At 65.1% G+C, this 19,307-nt stretch carries 19 protein-coding genes; 14 read left to right on the plus strand and 5 right to left on the minus strand.

Going from position 1 to position 19,307, the window contains the following annotated elements; translation table 11 throughout:
• Positions 1-36 precede the first annotated feature (36 nt).
• From hpf to ACTIFP_RS02390, 7 genes are all read left to right on the plus strand, one after another.
• A complete protein-coding gene (gene hpf / locus ACTIFP_RS02360) occupies positions 37-609 on the plus strand; it encodes a ribosome hibernation-promoting factor, HPF/YfiA family (protein WP_439567113.1) in 573 nt (190 codons plus the stop codon).
• A gap of 162 nt (positions 610-771) precedes the next feature.
• Positions 772-1,236 (plus strand): PTS sugar transporter subunit IIA, encoded by a 465-nt coding sequence (locus tag ACTIFP_RS02365; RefSeq protein ID WP_439567114.1) that lies wholly within the window; start codon positions 772-774, stop codon positions 1,234-1,236.
• A 21-nt stretch (positions 1,237-1,257) separates the two neighbouring features.
• Positions 1,258-1,596 carry a DUF1491 family protein gene (locus ACTIFP_RS02370; protein WP_439567115.1) on the plus strand — a complete coding sequence of 113 codons (339 nt, stop codon included), beginning with the start codon at positions 1,258-1,260 and terminating at the stop codon, positions 1,594-1,596.
• 193 nt (positions 1,597-1,789) lie between these two features.
• Entirely contained in the window at positions 1,790-2,458 is a 669-nt protein-coding gene (locus tag ACTIFP_RS02375; protein ID WP_439567116.1) for a cell wall hydrolase, read from the plus strand.
• Positions 2,459-2,602: 144 nt separating this feature from the next.
• The gene (locus ACTIFP_RS02380; protein ID WP_439567117.1) at positions 2,603-3,214 is read left to right on the plus strand and encodes a DUF4136 domain-containing protein; all 612 of its coding nucleotides are present in this window, start codon (positions 2,603-2,605) and stop codon (positions 3,212-3,214) included.
• Complete coding sequence (locus ACTIFP_RS02385; protein ID WP_439567118.1) at positions 3,211-4,332, plus strand: M14 family metallopeptidase; 1,122 nt, start codon at positions 3,211-3,213, stop codon at positions 4,330-4,332. The genes ACTIFP_RS02380 and ACTIFP_RS02385 overlap by 4 nt, the downstream gene beginning before the upstream one ends.
• Positions 4,329-4,811, plus strand: a complete 483-nt coding sequence (locus ACTIFP_RS02390) for a GNAT family N-acetyltransferase (RefSeq protein ID WP_439567119.1) — start codon at positions 4,329-4,331, stop codon at positions 4,809-4,811. The genes ACTIFP_RS02385 and ACTIFP_RS02390 overlap by 4 nt, the downstream gene beginning before the upstream one ends.
• 78 nt (positions 4,812-4,889) lie before the next feature.
• Here the strand turns inward: ACTIFP_RS02390 and ACTIFP_RS02395 are convergent, their stop codons facing one another.
• A complete protein-coding gene (locus ACTIFP_RS02395) occupies positions 4,890-5,345 on the minus strand; it encodes an Hsp20 family protein (RefSeq protein ID WP_439567120.1) in 456 nt (151 codons plus the stop codon).
• A gap of 189 nt (positions 5,346-5,534) precedes the next feature.
• On the opposite strand from ACTIFP_RS02395, the gene gpmA reads away from it, so the two are divergent.
• Complete coding sequence (gene gpmA, locus ACTIFP_RS02400) at positions 5,535-6,221, plus strand: 2,3-diphosphoglycerate-dependent phosphoglycerate mutase (protein ID WP_439567121.1); 687 nt, start codon at positions 5,535-5,537, stop codon at positions 6,219-6,221.
• 61 nt (positions 6,222-6,282) lie between these two features.
• On the opposite strand, the gene ACTIFP_RS02405 is transcribed toward gpmA, so the two are convergent.
• The 3 genes from ACTIFP_RS02405 to ACTIFP_RS02415 all read right to left on the minus strand — a co-directional run bounded on the left by ACTIFP_RS02405 (position 6,283) and on the right by ACTIFP_RS02415 (position 10,067).
• Entirely contained in the window at positions 6,283-8,388 is a 2,106-nt protein-coding gene (locus tag ACTIFP_RS02405; RefSeq protein WP_439567122.1) for a TonB-dependent receptor plug domain-containing protein, read from the minus strand.
• A gap of 162 nt (positions 8,389-8,550) precedes the next feature.
• The gene (gene dapD / locus ACTIFP_RS02410; RefSeq protein ID WP_439567123.1) at positions 8,551-9,393 is read right to left on the minus strand and encodes a 2,3,4,5-tetrahydropyridine-2,6-dicarboxylate N-succinyltransferase; all 843 of its coding nucleotides are present in this window, start codon (positions 9,391-9,393) and stop codon (positions 8,551-8,553) included.
• A complete protein-coding gene (locus ACTIFP_RS02415; RefSeq protein ID WP_439567293.1) occupies positions 9,390-10,067 on the minus strand; it encodes a pyrimidine 5'-nucleotidase in 678 nt (225 codons plus the stop codon). The genes dapD and ACTIFP_RS02415 overlap by 4 nt, the downstream gene beginning before the upstream one ends.
• 149 nt (positions 10,068-10,216) lie before the next feature.
• On the opposite strand from ACTIFP_RS02415, the gene ACTIFP_RS02420 reads away from it, so the two are divergent.
• The gene (locus ACTIFP_RS02420; RefSeq protein WP_439567124.1) at positions 10,217-12,619 is read left to right on the plus strand and encodes a S8 family peptidase; all 2,403 of its coding nucleotides are present in this window, start codon (positions 10,217-10,219) and stop codon (positions 12,617-12,619) included.
• Between the two features lie 42 nt (positions 12,620-12,661).
• On the plus strand, positions 12,662-13,963 hold the full coding sequence (locus ACTIFP_RS02425) for an amidohydrolase family protein (RefSeq protein WP_439567125.1): 1,302 nt from the start codon (positions 12,662-12,664) through the stop codon (positions 13,961-13,963).
• Here ACTIFP_RS02425 and ACTIFP_RS02430 read toward each other — a convergent pair whose 3' ends face one another.
• Positions 13,964-14,458 carry a DNA-deoxyinosine glycosylase gene (locus tag ACTIFP_RS02430; RefSeq protein WP_439567126.1) on the minus strand — a complete coding sequence of 165 codons (495 nt, stop codon included), beginning with the start codon at positions 14,456-14,458 and terminating at the stop codon, positions 13,964-13,966.
• A gap of 307 nt (positions 14,459-14,765) precedes the next feature.
• Between ACTIFP_RS02430 and rpsL the strand changes: the two genes are divergently transcribed.
• From rpsL to tuf, 4 genes are all read left to right on the plus strand, one after another.
• A complete protein-coding gene (gene rpsL, locus ACTIFP_RS02435; RefSeq protein WP_037515637.1) occupies positions 14,766-15,137 on the plus strand; it encodes a 30S ribosomal protein S12 in 372 nt (123 codons plus the stop codon).
• Positions 15,138-15,210: 73 nt separating this feature from the next.
• On the plus strand, positions 15,211-15,681 hold the full coding sequence (gene rpsG / locus ACTIFP_RS02440; RefSeq protein ID WP_179497639.1) for a 30S ribosomal protein S7: 471 nt from the start codon (positions 15,211-15,213) through the stop codon (positions 15,679-15,681).
• A 93-nt stretch (positions 15,682-15,774) separates the two neighbouring features.
• A complete protein-coding gene (gene fusA, locus ACTIFP_RS02445; protein WP_439567127.1) occupies positions 15,775-17,868 on the plus strand; it encodes an elongation factor G in 2,094 nt (697 codons plus the stop codon).
• A 118-nt stretch (positions 17,869-17,986) separates the two neighbouring features.
• A complete protein-coding gene (gene tuf, locus ACTIFP_RS02450; RefSeq protein WP_439567128.1) occupies positions 17,987-19,180 on the plus strand; it encodes an elongation factor Tu in 1,194 nt (397 codons plus the stop codon).
• Positions 19,181-19,307 lie beyond the last annotated feature (127 nt).

The following is a 19,307-nucleotide window of genomic DNA, read 5'->3' on the forward strand; positions in this document are numbered from 1 at the left end:
CTTAAGTCATTGCGCCGGCCAATAAGGAGAAGAACAATGGAAATCCGCGTCTCTGGCCACCAGATCGAAACCGGCGAAGCGCTGCAGGCGCATGTGTCGGACCGGATGAACGCGATTGCCGACAAATATTTCTCGCGGGCGATCGGCGCGCACGCGACCTTTGGCAAAGGGCCGCACGACAGCTTCCAGTGCGACATCGTCGCGCATGTGATGCAGGGGCTGGTGCTCAAGGGGCATGGCCAGGCGCAGGACGCGCATGTGGCGTTCGAGGGGGCGGCCGAACGTATCGAAAAGCAGCTGCGGCGTTATATGCGGCGGCTGAAGGACCGCAACAACGGCCCGGCGCAGCCGTCGCCGACGGTCGACGAGATCGAGGATAACGCCAGCTACATCGTCTTCGACGGCGGCAATGAGGAAGACGCCGGTGACGCACCCGCGATCATTGCCGAAACGCGCGTCGACATTCCCAGCAGCAGCGTGTCCGATGCGGTGATGATGCTCGACCTGCGCAACACCAACGCACTGCTGTTCGTCAACAGCAAGACCGGGGCGCACAATATGGTCTATCGCCGCGACGATGGGACGATCGGCTGGGTCGAACCACGATAGGGCTGGATTTTCTTCGCCAACCGGCATAAGGGCCGCGCCCAACACACGTCCCCAATAACGGCTATGCCATGATGGCGGGGCGCCGGTACGACCGACCCGCAGTCGATTGCTCAGGAACGGCCGGCCCCTCTGCCCGGCGGCTACACAGATTTGACCAGAACAATGAACCTTTCTTCCCTTCTTTATCCGGCGACCGTGCGCGCGCATGTGCAGCTCGATTCGAAAAAGGCGCTGTTCCCCTTCGTGGGCGATCTCGCCAGCCGTTCGCTCGGCCTCGACGCGGGCGAGGTCAGCGAAGCGTTGCTCGAACGCGAGCGGCTCGGATCGACCGGCTTCGGGCGCGGGATCGCGCTGCCGCATGCCAAGATGGCCGACCTGACCGGGGTGCGCGGGCTGTTCCTGCAATTGTCGCGCCCGATCGATTTCAACGCGGTCGACGGCCTGCCGGTCGATCTGCTGTTCGTGCTGCTGTCGCCGCTCGACGCCGGTGCCGATCACCTGAAGGCGCTCGCCGGGGTGTCGCGCATGCTGCGCAACGGGGCGATCGCCGAACGGCTGCGCGGCGCCAAGAGCGACGAAGCGCTCTATGCGCTGCTCGCCGACACCGAAACGCGTGACGCGGCGTAACACCGCGGCGCGAGCCTTCCCATGACGCGGCTGACCAGCCGCTTCCTCGTCGATCTGCTGCTGCGCCGCACCGAATCGGCCGGCGGTTTTGCGACCGTGCTCGCTAAGGGCGATGAGCATTCGGGCACCATATTGGTCCAATGCACCGAACGCGGCCAGCCCGGCCTGCTGCTCGAACGGCGGTTTTCGGCGAGCGGCCACTATATCTGGGAGGCGGTCGGTCCCGACGACCCCAAAGATGCTGAATCGCGCGCCAACTACCAGGACCGGCGGCAAAAGGCCGATCCCGATCTGTGGATCGTTGAACTGGATATCGCAGATGCGCCACGACTCGTCGCGGAGTGGGCCGCGTTAACTTGACTCTGTTGCGGTGCACAATAGGTGGCGCCCATTCGATAACGCGTAGGTCGTTCCGTGGGTTGCATCGTCTTGGCGATGCCCCGGCAAAACGGGTTGGACACGCAGTCGGACGATGACCGCAGGCGATATTGGACCATAGTCCCCCGTCTGTTTTGAGAGGTTCGGTTCATCGGCCGCACTTTTGACGGACACTATGAGTCGCATTTTGAACGTAGCCAGCGTGGCTGCCGTCGGCATGACTGCCGCCACCATGCTGCTTTTGGCGGAACCTGGCTTTGCAAGCGATCTTGCCGCCGACGCCAATCTTCCCGCGCTGATCGCGCCGAGCGCCGAGGCGCCGGTTGTCGCTGAACAGGCGGATCTGTCGGTCAAGGCCGAGGCGCCGATCGAAGCCATTACCGAAAATGGCGAAAAAGCCCCCGCGCCGGAAGCGAAGCCGGCCCCGGTCACCGCCGAATCGCTCGCCGCGCTCGTCGCCGCGACCCCGCGCCCGGCCGAGATGGATCCCGAGCTGCGCTGCCTGGCCGGTGCGGTCTATTTCGAATCGCGCGGCGAATCACTCCCCGGCCAGCTCGCGGTCGCGCATGTCGTGATCAACCGCGCCCAGTCGGGCCGCTTTCCCAAGAGCCTGTGCGGCGTCGTCCACCAGAAGAGCCAGTTCAGCTTCGTGCGCGGCGGCAGGATGCCCGCCGTCCGCGAAGGCACCCAATGGGCCAATGCGATCGCGATCGCCCAGATCGCCCGCGACGGCAGCTGGAAGAACCACGCGCCGGGCGCGCTGTTCTTCCACGCGCGCTATGTCTCGCCGGGCTGGCGCAAGACGCGCATCGCGCAGATCGACAACCATATCTTCTATCGCTGAGCGGGCGGGCTGCTCCCGCAGCAGCTTCCTCGCTACTTGTCATCCCGGCTAAGGCCGGGATGACAATTCTATGAGATGGCAGCGTTCTGGCGTCCCAGCATCCCATTCATTGCCAAGCCATATTTGCTGGCGCATGATGCCGTGATGACGCGTCAACTTTCTGTCGCCCTGCTTGGTGCAGCGGCGCTTTCGTTCGGCGGCTGTGCCACCGCGGTGCCGCCGGTTGAAGTCACCCGTTTCCATAACGCGGTTCCCAGCTGGGCGCCGGGGACGCGCTATGCGATCGCAACCGCGCCGCTCGACGGCCCGGCGGCGGGGATGCCCTCGCTCGAATGGAACAGCTATCGCGCCGCGGTTGACCAGCAATTGCAGCGTCAGGGTCTGGTCGCGGCGGGCAGCAACGAACGCGCGCCGCTGCTCGTCCGCATCGCCTTCGAGCGCAGCGAACAGCCGCTCGCGGCGCGCCGCTCGCCGGTATCGGTTGGGGTCGGCGGTTCGACCGGCAGCTATGGCTCGGGCGTTGGTCTCGGCATCGGCCTCAACCTCGGCGGCGGGCCGAAGCGGATGGCCGATCTGCAGCTGTCGGTGCGCATCGACGATGCCGCGACCGGGCAGGCCTTGTGGGAAGGCCGTGCGCTCGCCGCGATCCCGGTAAAGGCCCCCGCGTCGCAGCCGTCGCTCGCTGCGGCAAAATTGGCCGAGGCCTTATTCAAGGACTTCCCCGGCGAATCGGGACGCACTATCAGCGTCCCATGACCATCACCATCAACGCCGCTTTCGACAGCGGCAATATCGTCGTGGATTCGATCGACGGCACCGCCGCGCGGCTGTCGATCCGCAAGGATCGCGAATCCGACTTCTTTCAATGGTTCCACTTTCGCGTCGCGTGCGCGGTCGGCGATGCGCTCGAGCTGGCGATTACCGGGCTCGGCGCGTCGGCCTATCCCGACGGCTGGCCCGGCTATGCGGCGTGCGCCAGCTATGACCGCGATTATTGGTTCCGCCTCGACACCAACTACGATGCCAAAGCCGGTGGGGGCACGCTGACCATCCGCCACACCGCCGAAAGCCCGATCCTCTACCTCGCCTATTTCGCGCCCTTTTCGATGGAGCGGCACCACGACCTGATCGCCAGCGTCGCCGAGTGCGAGGGCGTCACCTATCGCTGCCTTGGCACCAGCATCGAAGGCCAGCCGATCGACTGCCTCGAAATGGGCAGCGGCGACACTCAGGTGTGGCTCTATGCGCGTCAGCATCCGGGCGAGAGCATGGCCGAATGGTGGATCGAGGGCGCGCTCGAAAAGCTCACCGATCCCGCCGATCCGCATGCGCGCTCGCTGCTTCGGAAATGCCGCTTTCACATCGTCCCGAACATGAATCCCGACGGGTCGTGCCGCGGCCATCTGCGCACCAACTATGCGGGCGTGAACCTCAACCGCGAATGGCACGCGCCGACTGCCGAGCGCAGCCCTGAAGTGCTGTGCGTGCGCAATGCGATGGACGAAAGCGGCGTCGACTGGGCGATGGACGTCCATGGCGACGAAGCGATCCCGGCGGTGTTCCTCGCGGGATTCGAGGGCATTCCGTCGCTGACGCCCGGGCAGCTGGAAAAATACAAGGCGTTCCAGACGGCGCTCGCCGCGAACACCCCCGATTTCCAGGTCGCGCTCGGCTATAGCGAATCGGCGCCGGGCAAGGCCAATCTGTCGATGTCGACGACCCAGCTCGCCGAACGCTTCGGCGCGGTGTCGATGACGATCGAAATGCCGTTCAAGGACAATGACGACCTGCCCGACGCGGTCGCCGGCTGGTCGCCCGAACGCTCGAAACTGCTGGCGCATGCGTGCCTCGCGACGCTGGACCAGATGCTGTGACACGCGGCGCGGGGGACGGAGACTGGCGGATCGTCGAGGACGATCTGTCGGGCGCCGCGATCCGCGCCCTGCTCGAACAGCATTTCGCGGGCATGCTCGCCAATTCGCCGGCGGGCAGCTGCCACTTCCTCGACTTCGACGGGCTGAACGCTGCCGATGTGACCTTCTGGTCGATCCATGACGGCGACGCGCTGGCGGGGTGCGGCGCGCTCAAGCTGCTCGATGCGGCGCATGGCGAGATCAAATCGATGCGCACCGCCGACGCGTTCCTCCGCCGCGGCGTCGCGGCGCGCATGCTCGACCATATCATTGCCGAGGCGAAGCGCCGCGGGTTGACGCGGCTCAGCCTGGAAACCGGGTCGGGCGCGACGTTTGCGGCTGCGATCGCGCTCTACCATCGCTATGGTTTTGCCGATTGCGAACCCTTTGCCGAGTATAAGCCCGATCCGTTCAGCCGGTTCATGACGCGGCAGCTCTAGCGGCCTAAACGGAAACGGGGTCCGGAAGGGACTCCGGACCCCGTTCATCATGCCCCGCGGGGCGGGGCTGTGGGCAGGCTAGGCCGCCTGCTTGTCCTCGATCACCGGCGTTCCGCCGCCGATCGCGATCTTGTGCGGCTTCATCGCCTCGGGCACTTCGCGCACCAGGTCGATGGTCAGCAGCCCGTCGGCCAGGTCCGCCTGATCGACGCGCACGAAATCGGCGAGCTGGAAGCGGCGTTCGAACGCGCGCGTCGCGATGCCGCTGTACAGCAGCTGGCGGGCTTCGCCCTCGGCGGCGGGCGCCTTGCGGCCGCTGACGGTCAGCATATTCTGCTGCGCGACGATGTCGATTTCGTCGCTCTTGAACCCGGCAACCGCCACGGTGATGCGGAAATGGTCGTCGGCGATTTTTTCGATGTCGAACGGCGGATAATTTTCGGCGCCCGAGCCGCTGGTTTCGAGGAAATCGAACAGGCGGTCGAAACCGACGGTCGAACGGCGATAGGGGGTCCAGTCGAAACTGTTACGCATGGTCTTTCTTCCTTGTCTAAAGCGAAGTCAGGGACCGCGGCAGCGCGCCGCGATCGCCACCCGGCCCCGTGTCGGCGACCGGATGCAGCAAATCTGGGTGCGCGCGAAACCATTTCAAGAGGGGCGTTGGCCTTCGCGGAAAAGCCGCGCTATGGGGCAGCGCATCCGCTTCCATCGAAGGACCGAAACATGCCGCAGCTCATCCTTATCCGCCATGGCCAGTCGCAGTGGAACCTCGAAAACCGCTTCACCGGCTGGTGGGATGTCGACGTCACCGAAAAGGGCGCGGCCGAGGCGTGGGCGGCGGGCGAATTGATGAAGGCCAAGGGGATCGCGCCCGACACCTGTTTCACCTCGGTCCAGTCGCGCGCGATCAAGACGCTGAACCTCGCGCTTGAGGCGATGGGGCGGCTGTGGCTGCCGGTGACCAAGGACTGGCGGCTGAACGAACGCCATTATGGCGGGCTGACCGGGCTCGACAAGGCCGAGACCGCGGCGAAGCATGGCGACGAGCAGGTCAAGATCTGGCGCCGCAGCTTCGACATCCCGCCGCCGCCGCTCGACGCCGGATCGCCGTGGGATCTGGCGAGCGACCCACGCTATGCGGGCATCGCGATCCCCGCCACCGAAAGCCTGAAGGACACGATCGCGCGCGTGCTGCCCTATTATGAGGGCGCAATCGCGCCCGAACTCGCGGCGGGCAAGACGGTGCTGATTTCGGCGCACGGCAACAGCCTGCGCGCGCTGGTCAAGCATCTGTCGGGCATTTCGGACGCCGACATCACCAGCCTCGAAATCCCGACCGGCCAGCCGATCATCTACGAGCTGAACGCCGATCTGAGCGCACGCGAGCGTTATTATCTGAGCGAGCGGTAAGTCGCCGCCGCCTTTTGAATCGTCATCCCGGCCTTCGCCGGGATGACAGAAGGTTGGACGTCTAAAGCGTCCCGGTTACGGTCAGCTGGAAATATCGCCCGAACTCGCGCAGGCGGCTTTCGCGGAACGCGATCGGCCCATTGCGGCGGTCGACGAACACCGTGCGGTCGAGCCCGTTCTTCTGGCCGGCGAGATTGCGGTACGACAGCTTGACCGTGAAACCCGCAACATTCTTATGCTCGACAAAGGCGGTGACGAACGCGCCATCGTTATAGACAGTCTCGATCGCATCGAGCCGCACATTGGGGCTGAAATGTTCGTCGAGATAGCCGGCCCCCCAAGCGAGCTGCGAACCTGGGATGTCGTGGCGCAGGCTGACATCGACCAGATACTCCTGCCCATCGCTCTGGTCGCGCCACCGGCCGGTCAGCGGGTCGCGCACCCGGTTGCGGCGCCAGGTCAGGTCGCTGTTGATCCGGGCGCCTTTCCACCCCAGTCGGTCGAGCAACAACGTCGCCTTCGAACTGATGCGATAAAGATGCGCGGGCGGCAGATTGCCGCGACCCTCGGTGGTTGGCGACAATGGGATCTGGTCGACCAGATCCTGTGCATAGGCATAAGCAACGGCAACCGACGCATTGCCCCACGCGCCCATGTCCTGGACCATCTCCAGCTCGGTGCGATTGACCACCGGGGGGACGAGCAGGCCGTTGCCACCATTGCCCTGTCCGGTCGCGACATCGACCGAACTGGCAAAGTCGTAGAAATTGAGTTGATCGACGCGGCGCTGAAGCAGGTAGTTGATCGTCGTTTTGGGACCGACTTTCCAGGCCAGCGCCAGCTTCCCCTTGGGCCGGACAAAGCGCCGTGTCAGCCCGCCGGGCCCCGACGACGCCAGTTCGCTATACTCGGCGCTCAGATTGATCTGCGCCGTCAGATTGGCGGCAAGCGATCGGCCCCAGCTTAGCGATGCCTCGCCGCGTTTTTCCTCGACCTTCGTTTTCTCGCCGCCGAAGATGACTGGCTGGAAGCTGCCGTCCGGGCGCAGCGTCGCGAATTCGGCATCGACGTCGAGCGTGTTGTAGGCGCCCTCCAGCGCGACCTGCCAGTCGGTGCCGCCCGCGGTGCGCCAGCTATATTCGCCGCGCAGGATCGATTCGCTTTCATCCGCGGTCTGTTTGAATCGTTCGCCGCGCCGCCCGCCGATCGTCCGGTCGACGATGAAGGTTTCGGCGGTCGGGCTGTGTTCGAAGCGGTAAAGGCCGATCAGCTTGAGCCGGCCCGCGCCCAGCCCCAGCTCGTAATCGCCGCCGATGTCGAAATTATGCTCGTCCTCGACGAACCGGAAAACTTCGCGAACCGGCCCGGCGACGGGCTGGACCGATGTCCCGCGGACATTGGCGTTGAGCTGCTGCAACTGCCCGCCGAGGTTCAAATTCCATTTGTTGCCGTTCGCGGTCGTGCGGGCCAGCGCGGTCGACAATCGCGGCCGATCGCCGCCATTATGGCCGAATTCGTCGCGGATGAACGACAAGTCGCCATTGCCGTCAAACCGCTGCTCCGGCCCCCAATGGCCCTGCCGGTTCGCCTCGTTCTTCAGGCTTAGCGTCACATTGGTACCGTCGATCTGGCCGGTGGTCGAAACCTCGCCATTCAACCAATTGTTGGCGATCCGCGGGCGCCATTCGGGTTGCCAGCGGATGGTGGTCTTGAACTTTTCGCCCCCCGCCCCGGCCACCAGCACAACATTGGCAACCTGGCCGGTCAGGCCCGGGACATTCAGGCTCGCGCCGTCGACAATCTCGACATAGGCGACTTGCGTCGCCGCAATGCGTTGCAGTGCGCTGCGCGCGTCGGTCGATTTATTGGCGATGCGTTCGCCGTTGATCAGCACATTCTGGGTTGCCGCACCCAAACCGCGATCGCCGCCATTGGTGCCGGTGACGATCAGGAATCCCGGTATTTTTTCGACCATGTCGAGCGCGGTACGCGGTGCGAACCGGACGAAGTCGGCGTGCGCATAGCGTTGCGCGCCGTTGGCGGGCGTGGGAACGGCGACCGCAGCATCGCCGCCCACCGGTTCGGCGCTCTGCGCGATCGCAAATTCGGGCGCCAACAATCCCATGGCCATCGCCAACGTCGATGTCCTTGCGGTCATCCGCATCATAATCCCTCCCTCTGTGCTGTCCCGTCGACACAGCACCCGGGGCGATCGTTTTCAGGGGCTGGAAGTCAAAAGCTTATCCACCAACGTCGGGAGGATTTCGACGAGCACGGTGCACTAGTGCCTCGACCGGCACAGCATAGGGTGGCAGCGGCGCCGCGAAACTCAGTCGCGCAGCAGTTCGTTGATCCCGGTCTTGGCGCGCGTCTTGGCGTCGACGCGCTTGACGATCACCGCGCAATAGAGCGACGGGCCGGGCGACCCGTCGGGCAGCGGCTTGCCGGGCAGCGCGCCGGGGACGACGACCGCATAGGGCGGCACTTCGCCGATGAACACTTCGCCCGTCGCGCGGTCGACGATCTTGGTCGATGCGCCCAGGTACACGCCCATCGACAGCACCGCGCCCTCACGCACGATCACCCCCTCGGCAACCTCGGCGCGCGCCCCGATAAAGGCGCCGTCCTCGATCACCACCGGCCCGGCCTGCAGCGGTTCGAGCACGCCGCCGATCCCGGCGCCGCCCGACAGATGGACGTTGGCGCCGATCTGTGCGCAGCTGCCGACGGTAGCCCAGGCATCGACCATCGACCCTTCGCCGACGCGTGCGCCGATATTGACGAAGCTCGGCAGCAGCACCGCGCCCTTGGCGATAAACGCGCCGTGGCGAACGATCGAACCAGGGACGGCGCGGAAGCCCGCGTCGCGGAACCGGTTCTCGCCCCAGCCGGCGAATTTCGACGGCACCTTGTCCCACCAGCGCGCGCCGCCGGGGCCGCCCTCGATCAATTCCATATCGTTGAGGCGGAACGACAGCAGCACCGCCTTTTTCAGCCATTGGTTGACCTGCCAGGTGCCGCCCGCATCGCGTTCCGCCACGCGGTAGCTGCCGTCGTCGAGCCCGGCGAGTGCGGCCTCGACCGCTTCGCGCACCGCGCCCTGCGTGGTCAGCCCCAAAGTATCGCGCGCATCCCAGGCGGCGTCGATCGTTGTTTGCAGGTCGGTCGTCATGAAATCCCCCAGGGTGCAGGCAAGGTATCGAGCCAGTCGGCAATGTCGCTGGCGTGAAAGTCGACATGCTCCGGCAGGTGGTCGCGATGGCCGCTTTCGCTGCCATTGTCCAGCCACACGGTGGTCATTCCCAGCGCCTTTGCGGGGGTCAGGTTGCGCGCCATATCCTCGACGAACAGGCTGCGCGCGGGGTCGATGCCCAGATGCGCCGTCATCATCCTGTAGGCCGCGGGATCGGGTTTGGGCGTATAGGCGGTGGCGCGAATGTCGCAGACGCCGTCGAACAGGTCGGCGATGCCCCGCGCCGCCAGCACGCGCGCGGCATAATCGGCATCGGCGTTGGTAAAGATCAGCTTGCGTCCGGGCAGGCGTTCCAGCCCCGCGCGCAGCCGCGCATCGGGCGCGATGCGGTCGAGCGCGATCGCGTGGACGTCGGCCAGGAACGTCTCGGGATCGACGCCGTGGTGGCGCGTCAGCCCCGCCATGGTCGTGCCATGATCGTGGAAATATTGCTTCTGCACCCGCCGCGCTTCGGCGGCATCGACGTCCAGCAACCGCATGATGAACGCGCCCATGCGCGCGTCGATCAGGTCGAACAGCTTTGCCGACGGCGGATAGAGCGTGTTATCGAGATCGAAGATCCAGCAATCGATATGGTCGAGCGAGACGGGCATGGCGGAGCAGCGCATAAGCGCTGGGCTGTGCGGCGGCAAGCGGTGTCGCTTTACCTTCCTGCAATGTCTTTGGCCTTACACCTGAAACTGCTAATCTTCATGGCCATCCCGGCCTGTGCCGGTATGGCGACGAGAAAAGAGGAACGGCGATGGCCAAGGTAAACCGACGCGATTGTATCCGGCGGATGGCGGGGCGGCCTTTGCCGTTGTTGCTCGGCATCGCCGCGTTGTCGCTCGCCGGTTGTGGCGGCGGGGGCGGGGCGCGGCCTGCGCCGACCCCGGCGCCGCCGGCCGCTCCCGCGCCGACCCCGGTGCCGACGCCGACCCCCGCTCCCACGCCAACCCCGACCCCACCGCCGACGGGCAATTTCAACACCCCCGAGACACGGCGATCGGACGGGGTCAATTTCCACGGCGCGATCACCGCCTATCAGGCGGGGGCGACGGGGCAGGGGATATTGGCGGGGGTCATCGACGACGGCATCGACGAGGACAGCCCGGAATTTGCCGGACGCATCTCGTCCTTTTCGGCCGACGTCGCCGGATCGCGCGGCATCAACGGCGAAGGCAGCCACGGCACCAATGTGGCACAGATCCTGCTCGGGGCGAAGAACGATGCAGGCACGATGGGCATCGCGTTCAACGCCAATCTGCTCGTGCTGCGCGCCGATCGGCCGGGCAGCTGTGCGACCGAGGATCCCGCCAACGACGAAAGCGGCTGCCAGTTTCCCGAAAGCGCGATCGCCGCAGGGCTCGACCGCGCGATCAGTGCCGGTGCGCGCGTCGTCAACATCTCGCTCGGCGGTGACGATCCCCCGGGGGCGACGCTCCGTTCGGCGGTCCAGCGTGCCACCGCGGCGGGGATCATTGTCATCCTGTCGGCGGGCAACGAAGGCGACACCACCGCGAACGGCAATGATCCGAACAACCCCGAACCCTTTGCCCGGGGGATGCGCGATGCGGGCGGCGCGCTGGTCATTATCGCCGGATCGGTCAACGAAAATGGCGTCAGTTCGGATTTCAGCAATCGTGCGGGGATCTATGCCGGATCCTATCTGGCGGCGCTGGGCGAGGATGTCTGCTGCACCTACAAGAACGGGGTGATCGAGACCGATGGCGCTTTCGTCTTTGTCATCAGCGGCACCAGCTTTGCGGCGCCGCAGATCGCGGGCGCGGTGGCGCTGCTGGCGCAGGCTTTTCCGAACCTGTCGAGCCAGCAGATCGTGCAATTGCTCTATCAATCGGCGCGCGATGCCGGGGTCGCGGGCGACGATGCGGTGTATGGGCAGGGCGTGCTCGACATTGCGCGCGCGTTCCAGCCGATGGGGGCGACGACGCTTGCGGGTACTGCGACCGCGGTCAATCTGGGCAGCGCGCTCGGGATGCTCGGCGGGCCGATGGGCGATGCCGGGGCGGGGCGACCGGGTTCGACGATCGGGCTGGTCGCCGACGGCTTCGGCCGCGCTTTCAGCGTCGATTTCGGCCAGTCGCTGGCGCCCCGCCGCCCCGATTTCAAGCTGTCGGGCGCGATCGGCGGGCTGGTCCGCCAGCAAAGCGCCGCCTCGCGATCGACCGCACTGTCGCTTGTCACCGCACCGGGAATGGGCGCGGGCGATGCGCTGGCGGGCCTGTCCTTCCATGATGCGCGCGTCGCGCGCACGCTGGCGGCGTCGATGGTGACGCGCCTCGACGCGCGGACGCGGATCGGCTTTGCCGCTGGGCGCGGTACGAGCGGCTTGCTCGCGGGCGAGCGCGGCGAGAGCGGCCATGCGATGCTGATCGGCGACGGTGCGCACGACGGGGTGGGCTTTGCCGCCAGCCCCGGCGTGGCAACGCTGATCCGGCATAATATATATAATAATCAATATATTAATATATCGGCCGAAAGCGGCTGGGTGTCGGGTTCGCGGTGGCAGGATGATCCGTTGCTGCGTTACCGTTCGGGGCGCGACAGCCGGTACCAGCGGCTCGGCGCTGCATGGGACGGGCGGTTCGGTGCGGTGCGCGCTGCGCTCGGCGCCAGCTGGCTGCGCGAATCGGACAGCCTGCTCGGCACGCGCCTGGGCCCGGTGTTCGGCGCCGGGGGGGCGACCAGCCTGGTTGGCGACGCGAATCTCGGCATCGACCTTGCGGACGGGTGGCGCCTGTCGGGTGCCTGGCGCCAGATGTGGACGCGCCCCGATCGGGCCGGGCTGATCGCCAACGGCGCGCTGTGGTCGTCGGCCTTTTCGTTCGATGTCGCCAAGGCGGGGCTGCTGCGTCCCGGCGACCGCGCCGCGCTCCGCTTTGCCCAGCCGCTGCGTGTCGCGCGCGGCGGCATCGACCTTTTGCTTCCCGTCGCGCATGATTATGCCAGCGGGCGCACCGATTTTGGCCGTCGCAGCTATAATCTGGCGCCGACAGGGCGCGAACTGGTGGTCGAGGCGAGCTATGCGCTGTCGCTGCTCGGCGGCGATCTGGTCGCCAACGCCTGGGTTCGCGGCGATCCCGGCCATATCGCGGCGATGCCCGACGACCGCGGGGCGGCGCTGCGCTTTACGCTGGGCTTCTGATCGGCTTTAACGGTCCCCAACGTCAAATCAGGGGATGCCAGAATGAAACCGATCCATTGCCTCTCGCTCGCGCTGCTCAGCGCCACGCTGGCCGCGCCGCTCGCCGCGCAGGCGCCCGCGCGCACCGTGATTCACGCCGGGCAATTGCTCGCCGAACCGGGCAAGCCGGTGCGCGGGGCTTCGACGATCGTCGTCGAGAACGGCCGGATCGTCAGCGTCGCCGACGGTCATCAGCCCGTGGAACCCGGCGCGACGCTGATCGACCTCAAGGACAAATATGTCCTTCCCGGGCTGATCGACAGCCATGTCCATCTGACCAGCGACGCCGGCGGTATCGCCGGGCAGCTCGAAGAAATCACCCTCAGCCCCGCGGCGCAGGGCTTTAATGCGCAGGTCAACGGCATGAAGACGCTGCGCGCCGGGTTCACCACCGTGCGCAACCTCGGCGATGGCGACGGCGCGACGCTGGCGCTGCGCGATGCGATCCTCGCGGGCAAGGTGCAGGGGCCGCGCATCGTCGATGCGGGCAACAGCATTTCGGGCAGCGCGGGGCATATGGACGGCTCGCTCGGCTATCGCGACGAACTGCGGCCCTTCTTTGCGGGCGCGGGCAACACCTGCAACGGCGCCGACGATTGCCGCCGCGCGGTGCGGCTCCAGGTCGGGCGCGGCGCCGACGTGATCAAATTCGCTTCGACCGGCGGGGTCAACAGCCGCATCGGCGCCGGGCTGGGCAAGCAGATGTTCGACGATGAAGCGCAGGCGATCGTCGAAACCGCCGCGTTGTTCGGCAAGAAGGTTGCGGTCCACGCGCATGGCGCCGACGGCATCCGTCTCGCGCTGACCGCGGGTGCCGATTCAATCGAACATGGCACGATCCTCGACGAAGCGACGATCGCCCAATGGGCCAAATCGAAAACCTATTATGTCCCGACGCTGTCGACGGTGAACGGGTATAAGGAACGCATTGCCGCCAACGCCGCCGCCTATGAACCCGACGTGCTGGCGAAGATCAAATGGCGCATCGAAATCACCGGAAAAAGCCTGGAGCAGCTCGTCCCGCGCGGGGTGAAGATCGCCTTTGGGACCGACGCCGGGGTATCGAAGCACGGCCGCAACGGCGACGAGTTCGAACTGATGGTCCAGCACGGCATGACCCCGGTCGCGGCGCTGAAAGCGGCAACGGTGAACGCCGCCGACCTGCTCGGCCTGTCGAACGAAATCGGCACGATCGCCGCGGGCAAAAGCGCCGACATCATCGCGGTGGCGAGCGACCCGATCGCCGATGTGCGCGTGCTGAAAAAGGTCGACTTCGTCATGGCGCGCGGCGTGGTGGTGGACTGACTAGAGGGCGCTGCGCAGCGCCAGCCAGCGATCGAGTTTGGCGTCAAAGCCGATCGTATGCGCCGCGCTGCTCGATGGCAGATCGATGACCGCGATGGCGTTCAGCATCGGCAATTGCCGCCGCCCGATCGCGGCGGCCGTGCCGCCATTGAACGCGATCATCCGCAGATCGGGCAACGTCGCGATCAGTGCCGCCAGATCGTGCGGATCGGCTTCGCGGATGTCCGAATCGCTGCTCGAGCGTCGCTCCGCCGTACGGATCACGTCCCACAGGCCGATCTTCGCCGCGCCCAGCATCGCGAGCCGGGCGGAATATTCGAGCTCGGCGAGCGGTTCGCCGATCACCGCGCCGACCAGTCGCCAGAACTGGTTGGTCGGATGCGCATAATATTGCCGCGCGGCGAGCGACCGTGCGCCGGGCAGGCTGCCGAGGATCAGCAGCCGCGTGTCGGGGGCGACATAGGGGGTAAAGCTGGCGTGGCGAACGGCGGGCATCGGGGTGCGATACCCCGCGCGCGGCGGCGCAACAATATTGCTCCTCCCCTTGACCGTTCGGGGAATCACCGCTAGGGGCGCGCTCGACCGAAAAGGGCGGTTTGCCGCCTCTTCCGGTCCCAACAGCGCTGAACATTGCTGGCGCGGATGGAGCCTCCGGACGATCAATTGCGATTGGCCGGGGTCTTTTGCTGTTACAAGGTTGCCCGTTTTCCGCGGATTTCTGCGGGCTTCGGACCGATGCTTCATCCACCGCGGTACAGTAACCGTTCGCCCTGATGGGCGGACATTTAAAGGTGAAGCATTCATGCCCACGATCAACCAGCTGGTCCGCAAGGGCCGGACTCCCCAGAAGGTGAAGTCCAAAGTCCCGGCGATGGACGCGAACCCGCAAAAGCGCGGCGTTTGCACCCGTGTCTATACGACGACCCCGAAAAAGCCGAACTCGGCGCTCCGCAAGGTTGCCAAGGTTCGCCTGACCAACCAGCGCGAAGTCATCACCTACATCCCCGGCGAAGGCCACAACCTCCAGGAACACAGCGTCGTGCTGATCCGCGGCGGTCGTGTCCGCGATCTTCCCGGTGTGCGTTACCACGTCCTGCGCGGCGTGCTCGATACGCAGGGCGTGAAGGACCGCAAGCAGAGCCGTTCGAAATACGGTGCGAAGCGTCCGAAGTAAGGACCGCTTTTTCGGCTATTTGATCATCCCAGGCCGCCCATGCGCCGGGATGCTGTTGTAAAAGGAATTACCTATGGCTCGTCGTCGTCGTCCTGAACGCCGCGAAATCCTGCCCGATCCCCGTTTCGGTGATACGGTGCTGTCGAAATTCATGAACAGCGTCATGCTGGACGGGAAAAAGTCGGTCGCCGAAAACATCGTTTACGGTGCGCTCGAATCGGTCGAAGCCCGCGCCAAGAAGGAACCGCTGGGCGTGTTCCACGAAGCGCTGGCGAACATCCGCCCGAACATCGAAGTCCGCAGCCGCCGCGTCGGCGGTGCGACCTATCAGGTGCCGGTCGAAGTCCGCCCCGATCGCGCACAGGCGCTGGCGATCCGCTGGCTGATCACCGCGGCGCGCAACCGCAGCGAAACCACCATGGCAGCTAGGCTGTCGGGCGAACTGCTCGACGCGTCGAACAACCGCGGCAACGCGGTGAAGAAGCGCGAAGACACGCACCGCATGGCCGAAGCCAACCGCGCCTTCAGCCACTACCGCTGGTAATCTGCTGGACGCCCCGGCGTCTCGTAATCGCAACAAAACTTCCTATATCGGGGGCGGCTTCAAAGGCCGCCCCCCACATCCAAGGAAAAGACCATGGCACGCAGCCATCCGCTCGAAAATTATCGCAACTTTGGGATCATGGCGCACATCGACGCCGGTAAGACCACGACGACCGAGCGCATCCTTTACTACACCGGCAAGTCCTACAAGATCGGCGAAGTCCATGACGGCGCCGCGACGATGGACTGGATGGAGCAGGAACAGGAACGCGGCATCACGATCACGTCGGCGGCGACCACTTGCTTGTGGAAGGCCGACGAAGGTCAGGGCCCCGAGCATCGCCTGAACATCATCGACACCCCCGGACACGTCGACTTCACGATCGAAGTCGAGCGCTCGCTGCGCGTGCTTGACGGCGCGATCACCGCGTTCGACGGCGTTGCCGGCGTTGAGCCGCAGTCGGAGACCGTGTGGCGCCAGGCCGACAAGTATAAAGTTCCGCGCATGTGCTTCGTCAACAAGCTCGACCGCACCGGCGCTGACTTCTATTATTGCGTCCAGACGATCATCGATCGCCTCGGTGCGACCCCGGCCGTCCTCTATCTGCCCATCGGCGCCGAAGGCGACTTCAAGGGTCTCGTCGACCTCGTCAACGAGCGTGCGATCATCTGGAAGGACGAAAGCCTCGGCGCCGAATTCTTCTATGAGGAAATCCCCGCCGACCTCGTCGACAAGGCGGCCGAATATCGCGAAAAGCTCGTCGAGCTCGCCGTCGAACAGGACGACGATGCGATGGAAGCCTATCTCGAAGGCACCGTCCCGGACGTCGCCACGCTCAAGAAGCTGATCCGCAAGGGGACGCTGGCACAGGCGTTCGTTCCGGTCCTCTGCGGCTCGGCGTTCAAGAACAAGGGCGTCCAGACGCTGCTCGACGCCGTCGTCGACTATCTGCCTTCGCCGCTCGACATTCCCGACGTTCAGGGCCTCAAGCTCGACGGCGAGACCCCCGATTCGCGTCCGCCGGCCGACGACGCGCCGCTGTCGCTGCTCGCCTTCAAGATCATGAACGACCCGTTCGTCGGTTCGCTCACCTTCGCCCGCATCTATTCGGGTACCCTGAACAAGGGCACGTACCTGAACTCGGTGAAGGACAAGAAGGAAAAGGTCGGCCGCATGCTGCTGATGCACGCGAACAGCCGCGAAGACATCGAAGAAGCCTATGCGGGCGACATCGTTGCGCTCGCCGGCCTCAAGGAAACCACCACCGGGGACACGCTCTGCGCGACCAACGCGCCGATCATCCTCGAGCGGATGGAATTCCCCGAGCCGGTCATCGAGCTGTCGGTGGAACCGAAGACCAAGGCCGACCAGGAACGTATGGGCATCGCGCTCAATCGCCTGGCCGCCGAGGATCCCTCGTTCCGCGTGTCGACCGACCATGAATCGGGCCAGACGATCATCAAGGGCATGGGCGAGCTTCACCTCGACATCCTGGTCGATCGCATGAAGCGCGAATTCAAGGTCGAAGCGAACGTCGGCGCGCCGCAGGTGGCGTACCGCGAATCGCTCGCGAAGGCGGTCGACGTCGATTACACCCACAAGAAGCAATCGGGCGGCTCGGGCCAGTTCGGCCGCGTCAAGGTCAGCGTCGCCCCCGGCGAACGCGGCGCGGGCATCACCTTCATCGACGAGATCAAGGGCGGTAACATTCCGCGCGAATATATCCCGTCGGTCGAAAAGGGCATGCGCGAGTCGGCTGAAAACGGCCATATGATCGGCTTCCCGATCATCGACTTCGAAATCAAGCTGACCGACGGCGCGTACCACGACGTCGACTCGTCGGCGCTGGCGTTCGAAATTGCGGGCCGTGCGGCGATGCGCGAAGTGGCGGCGAAGGCCGGCATCAAGCTGCTCGAGCCGGTGATGAAGGTCGAAGTCGTTACCCCTGAGGAATTCATGGGCGACGTGATCGGCGATCTCAACAGCCGCCGCGGCCAGATCCAGGGCACCGACAGCCGGGGCATCGCTCAGGTCGTCGAAGCGATCGTGCCGCTGGCGAACATGTTCGGCTATGTGAACCAGCTGCGCAGCTTCAGCCAGGGTCGCGCCAGCTACTCGATGCAATTCTCGCATTATGAAGAAGTGCCGACGAACGTCGCCGAAGAAGTGAAGGCCAAGATGGCCTGATGGGTCAAAGCCGCGCGGGCTTGCACCGCGCGGCAAGACCCTCTAAGGGCGGCGCCTGATTCAGCAGGCTCGTCCAGGACTGATCAACGCAAACATTGAACAAGAAGGTTATACCATCATGGCCAAGGCTAAATTTGAGCGGACGAAGCCGCACTGCAACATCGGCACCATCGGTCACGTCGACCATGGCAAGACCTCGCTGACCGCAGCGATCACCAAGGTGCTCGCCGAAAACGTCGCGGGCAACGCCGCGGTCGACTTCGCGAACATCGACAAGGCGCCCGAAGAGCGCGAGCGCGGCATCACCATTTCGACCGCACACGTCGAATATGAAACGGCTGCCCGTCACTATGCGCACGTCGACTGCCCGGGCCACGCCGACTATGTGAAGAACATGATCACCGGTGCCGCCCAGATGGACGGCGCGATCCTGGTGGTGTCGGCTGCTGACGGCCCGATGCCGCAGACCAAGGAGCACATCCTGCTCGCCAAGCAGGTCGGCGTGCCGACCATGGTCGTCTTCCTGAACAAGGTCGACCAGCTGGACGATCCCGAACTGCTCGAACTGGTTGAGCTGGAGATCCGCGAAGAACTGTCGAAGCGCGACTTCGACGGCGACAATATCCCGATCATCCCGGGTTCGGCGCTCGCCGCCCTCGAAGGTCGCGACGACGCGATCGGCAAGGACGCGATCCTGAAGCTGATGGCCGCCGTCGATGCGTGGATCCCGCAGCCGGAACGTCCGCTCGACAAGCCCTTCCTGATGCCGATCGAAGACGTGTTCTCGATCTCGGGTCGCGGTACCGTCGTCACCGGCCGTATCGAAACCGGCATCGTCAAGGTGGGTGAAGAAGTCGAAATCGTCGGCATCAAGGACACCAAGAAGACCGTCGTCACCGGCGTCGAAATGTTCCGCAAGCTGCTCGACCAGGGCCAGGCCGGCGACAACGTCGGTGCGCTGATCCGCGGCGTCGGCCGTGAAGAAGTCGAGCGTGGCCAGGTTCTCTGCAAGCCGGGCACGATCAAGCCGCACACCGAATTCACCTCGGAAGTCTATGTGCTGTCGAAGGATGAAGGCGGCCGTCACACGCCGTTCTTTGCCAACTATCGTCCGCAGTTCTACTTCCGCACCACCGACGTCACCGGCGAGGTCATCCTCCCCGAGGGCACCGAGATGGTGATGCCGGGCGACAACGTCCAGCTGTCGGTCAAGCTGATCGCCCCGATCGCGATGGATCCGGGTCTGCGCTTCGCAATTCGCGAAGGCGGCCGTACCGTCGGCGCAGGGGTTGTGGCGACGATCACAAAGTAATATAGGGCCGCGAGCCGCCTGATTCGGAAGCGATTCGGGCGGCTCGTAGCTTAAAGATTTTTGATGGCCGATCCGGCTTCCTTGTGGAGGTCGGAGCAGGCCATTTCGGCTCTTTCGCATCGTCAGA

The organism is Sphingopyxis sp., assembly GCF_051861155.1.
In the GTDB taxonomy this organism is placed as follows: Bacteria; Pseudomonadota; Alphaproteobacteria; order Sphingomonadales; family Sphingomonadaceae; genus Sphingopyxis.

Bases quoted from the DNA above. Each gene is read 5' to 3' on its own strand.
- ACTIFP_RS02405 (WP_439567122.1), bottom strand. From the start codon at position 8,388: ATGATGCGGATGACCGCAAGGACATCGACGTTGGCGATGGCCATGGGA.
- tuf (WP_439567128.1), top strand. From the start codon at position 17,987: ATGGCCAAGGCTAAATTTGAGCGGACGAAGCCGCACTGCAACATCGGC.
- ACTIFP_RS02385 (WP_439567118.1), top strand. From the start codon at position 3,211: ATGACCATCACCATCAACGCCGCTTTCGACAGCGGCAATATCGTCGTG.
- rpsL (WP_037515637.1), top strand. From the start codon at position 14,766: ATGCCCACGATCAACCAGCTGGTCCGCAAGGGCCGGACTCCCCAGAAG.
- gpmA (WP_439567121.1), top strand. From the start codon at position 5,535: ATGCCGCAGCTCATCCTTATCCGCCATGGCCAGTCGCAGTGGAACCTC.
- rpsG (WP_179497639.1), top strand. From the start codon at position 15,211: ATGGCTCGTCGTCGTCGTCCTGAACGCCGCGAAATCCTGCCCGATCCC.
- ACTIFP_RS02365 (WP_439567114.1), top strand. From the start codon at position 772: ATGAACCTTTCTTCCCTTCTTTATCCGGCGACCGTGCGCGCGCATGTG.
- dapD (WP_439567123.1), bottom strand. From the start codon at position 9,393: ATGACGACCGACCTGCAAACAACGATCGACGCCGCCTGGGATGCGCGC.
- fusA (WP_439567127.1), top strand. From the start codon at position 15,775: ATGGCACGCAGCCATCCGCTCGAAAATTATCGCAACTTTGGGATCATG.
- ACTIFP_RS02375 (WP_439567116.1), top strand. From the start codon at position 1,790: ATGAGTCGCATTTTGAACGTAGCCAGCGTGGCTGCCGTCGGCATGACT.
- ACTIFP_RS02415 (WP_439567293.1), bottom strand. From the start codon at position 10,067: ATGCCCGTCTCGCTCGACCATATCGATTGCTGGATCTTCGATCTCGAT.
- ACTIFP_RS02420 (WP_439567124.1), top strand. From the start codon at position 10,217: ATGGCCAAGGTAAACCGACGCGATTGTATCCGGCGGATGGCGGGGCGG.
- hpf (WP_439567113.1), top strand. From the start codon at position 37: ATGGAAATCCGCGTCTCTGGCCACCAGATCGAAACCGGCGAAGCGCTG.
- ACTIFP_RS02370 (WP_439567115.1), top strand. From the start codon at position 1,258: ATGACGCGGCTGACCAGCCGCTTCCTCGTCGATCTGCTGCTGCGCCGC.
- ACTIFP_RS02380 (WP_439567117.1), top strand. From the start codon at position 2,603: ATGACGCGTCAACTTTCTGTCGCCCTGCTTGGTGCAGCGGCGCTTTCG.
- ACTIFP_RS02430 (WP_439567126.1), bottom strand. From the start codon at position 14,458: ATGCCCGCCGTTCGCCACGCCAGCTTTACCCCCTATGTCGCCCCCGAC.
- ACTIFP_RS02395 (WP_439567120.1), bottom strand. From the start codon at position 5,345: ATGCGTAACAGTTTCGACTGGACCCCCTATCGCCGTTCGACCGTCGGT.
- ACTIFP_RS02425 (WP_439567125.1), top strand. From the start codon at position 12,662: ATGAAACCGATCCATTGCCTCTCGCTCGCGCTGCTCAGCGCCACGCTG.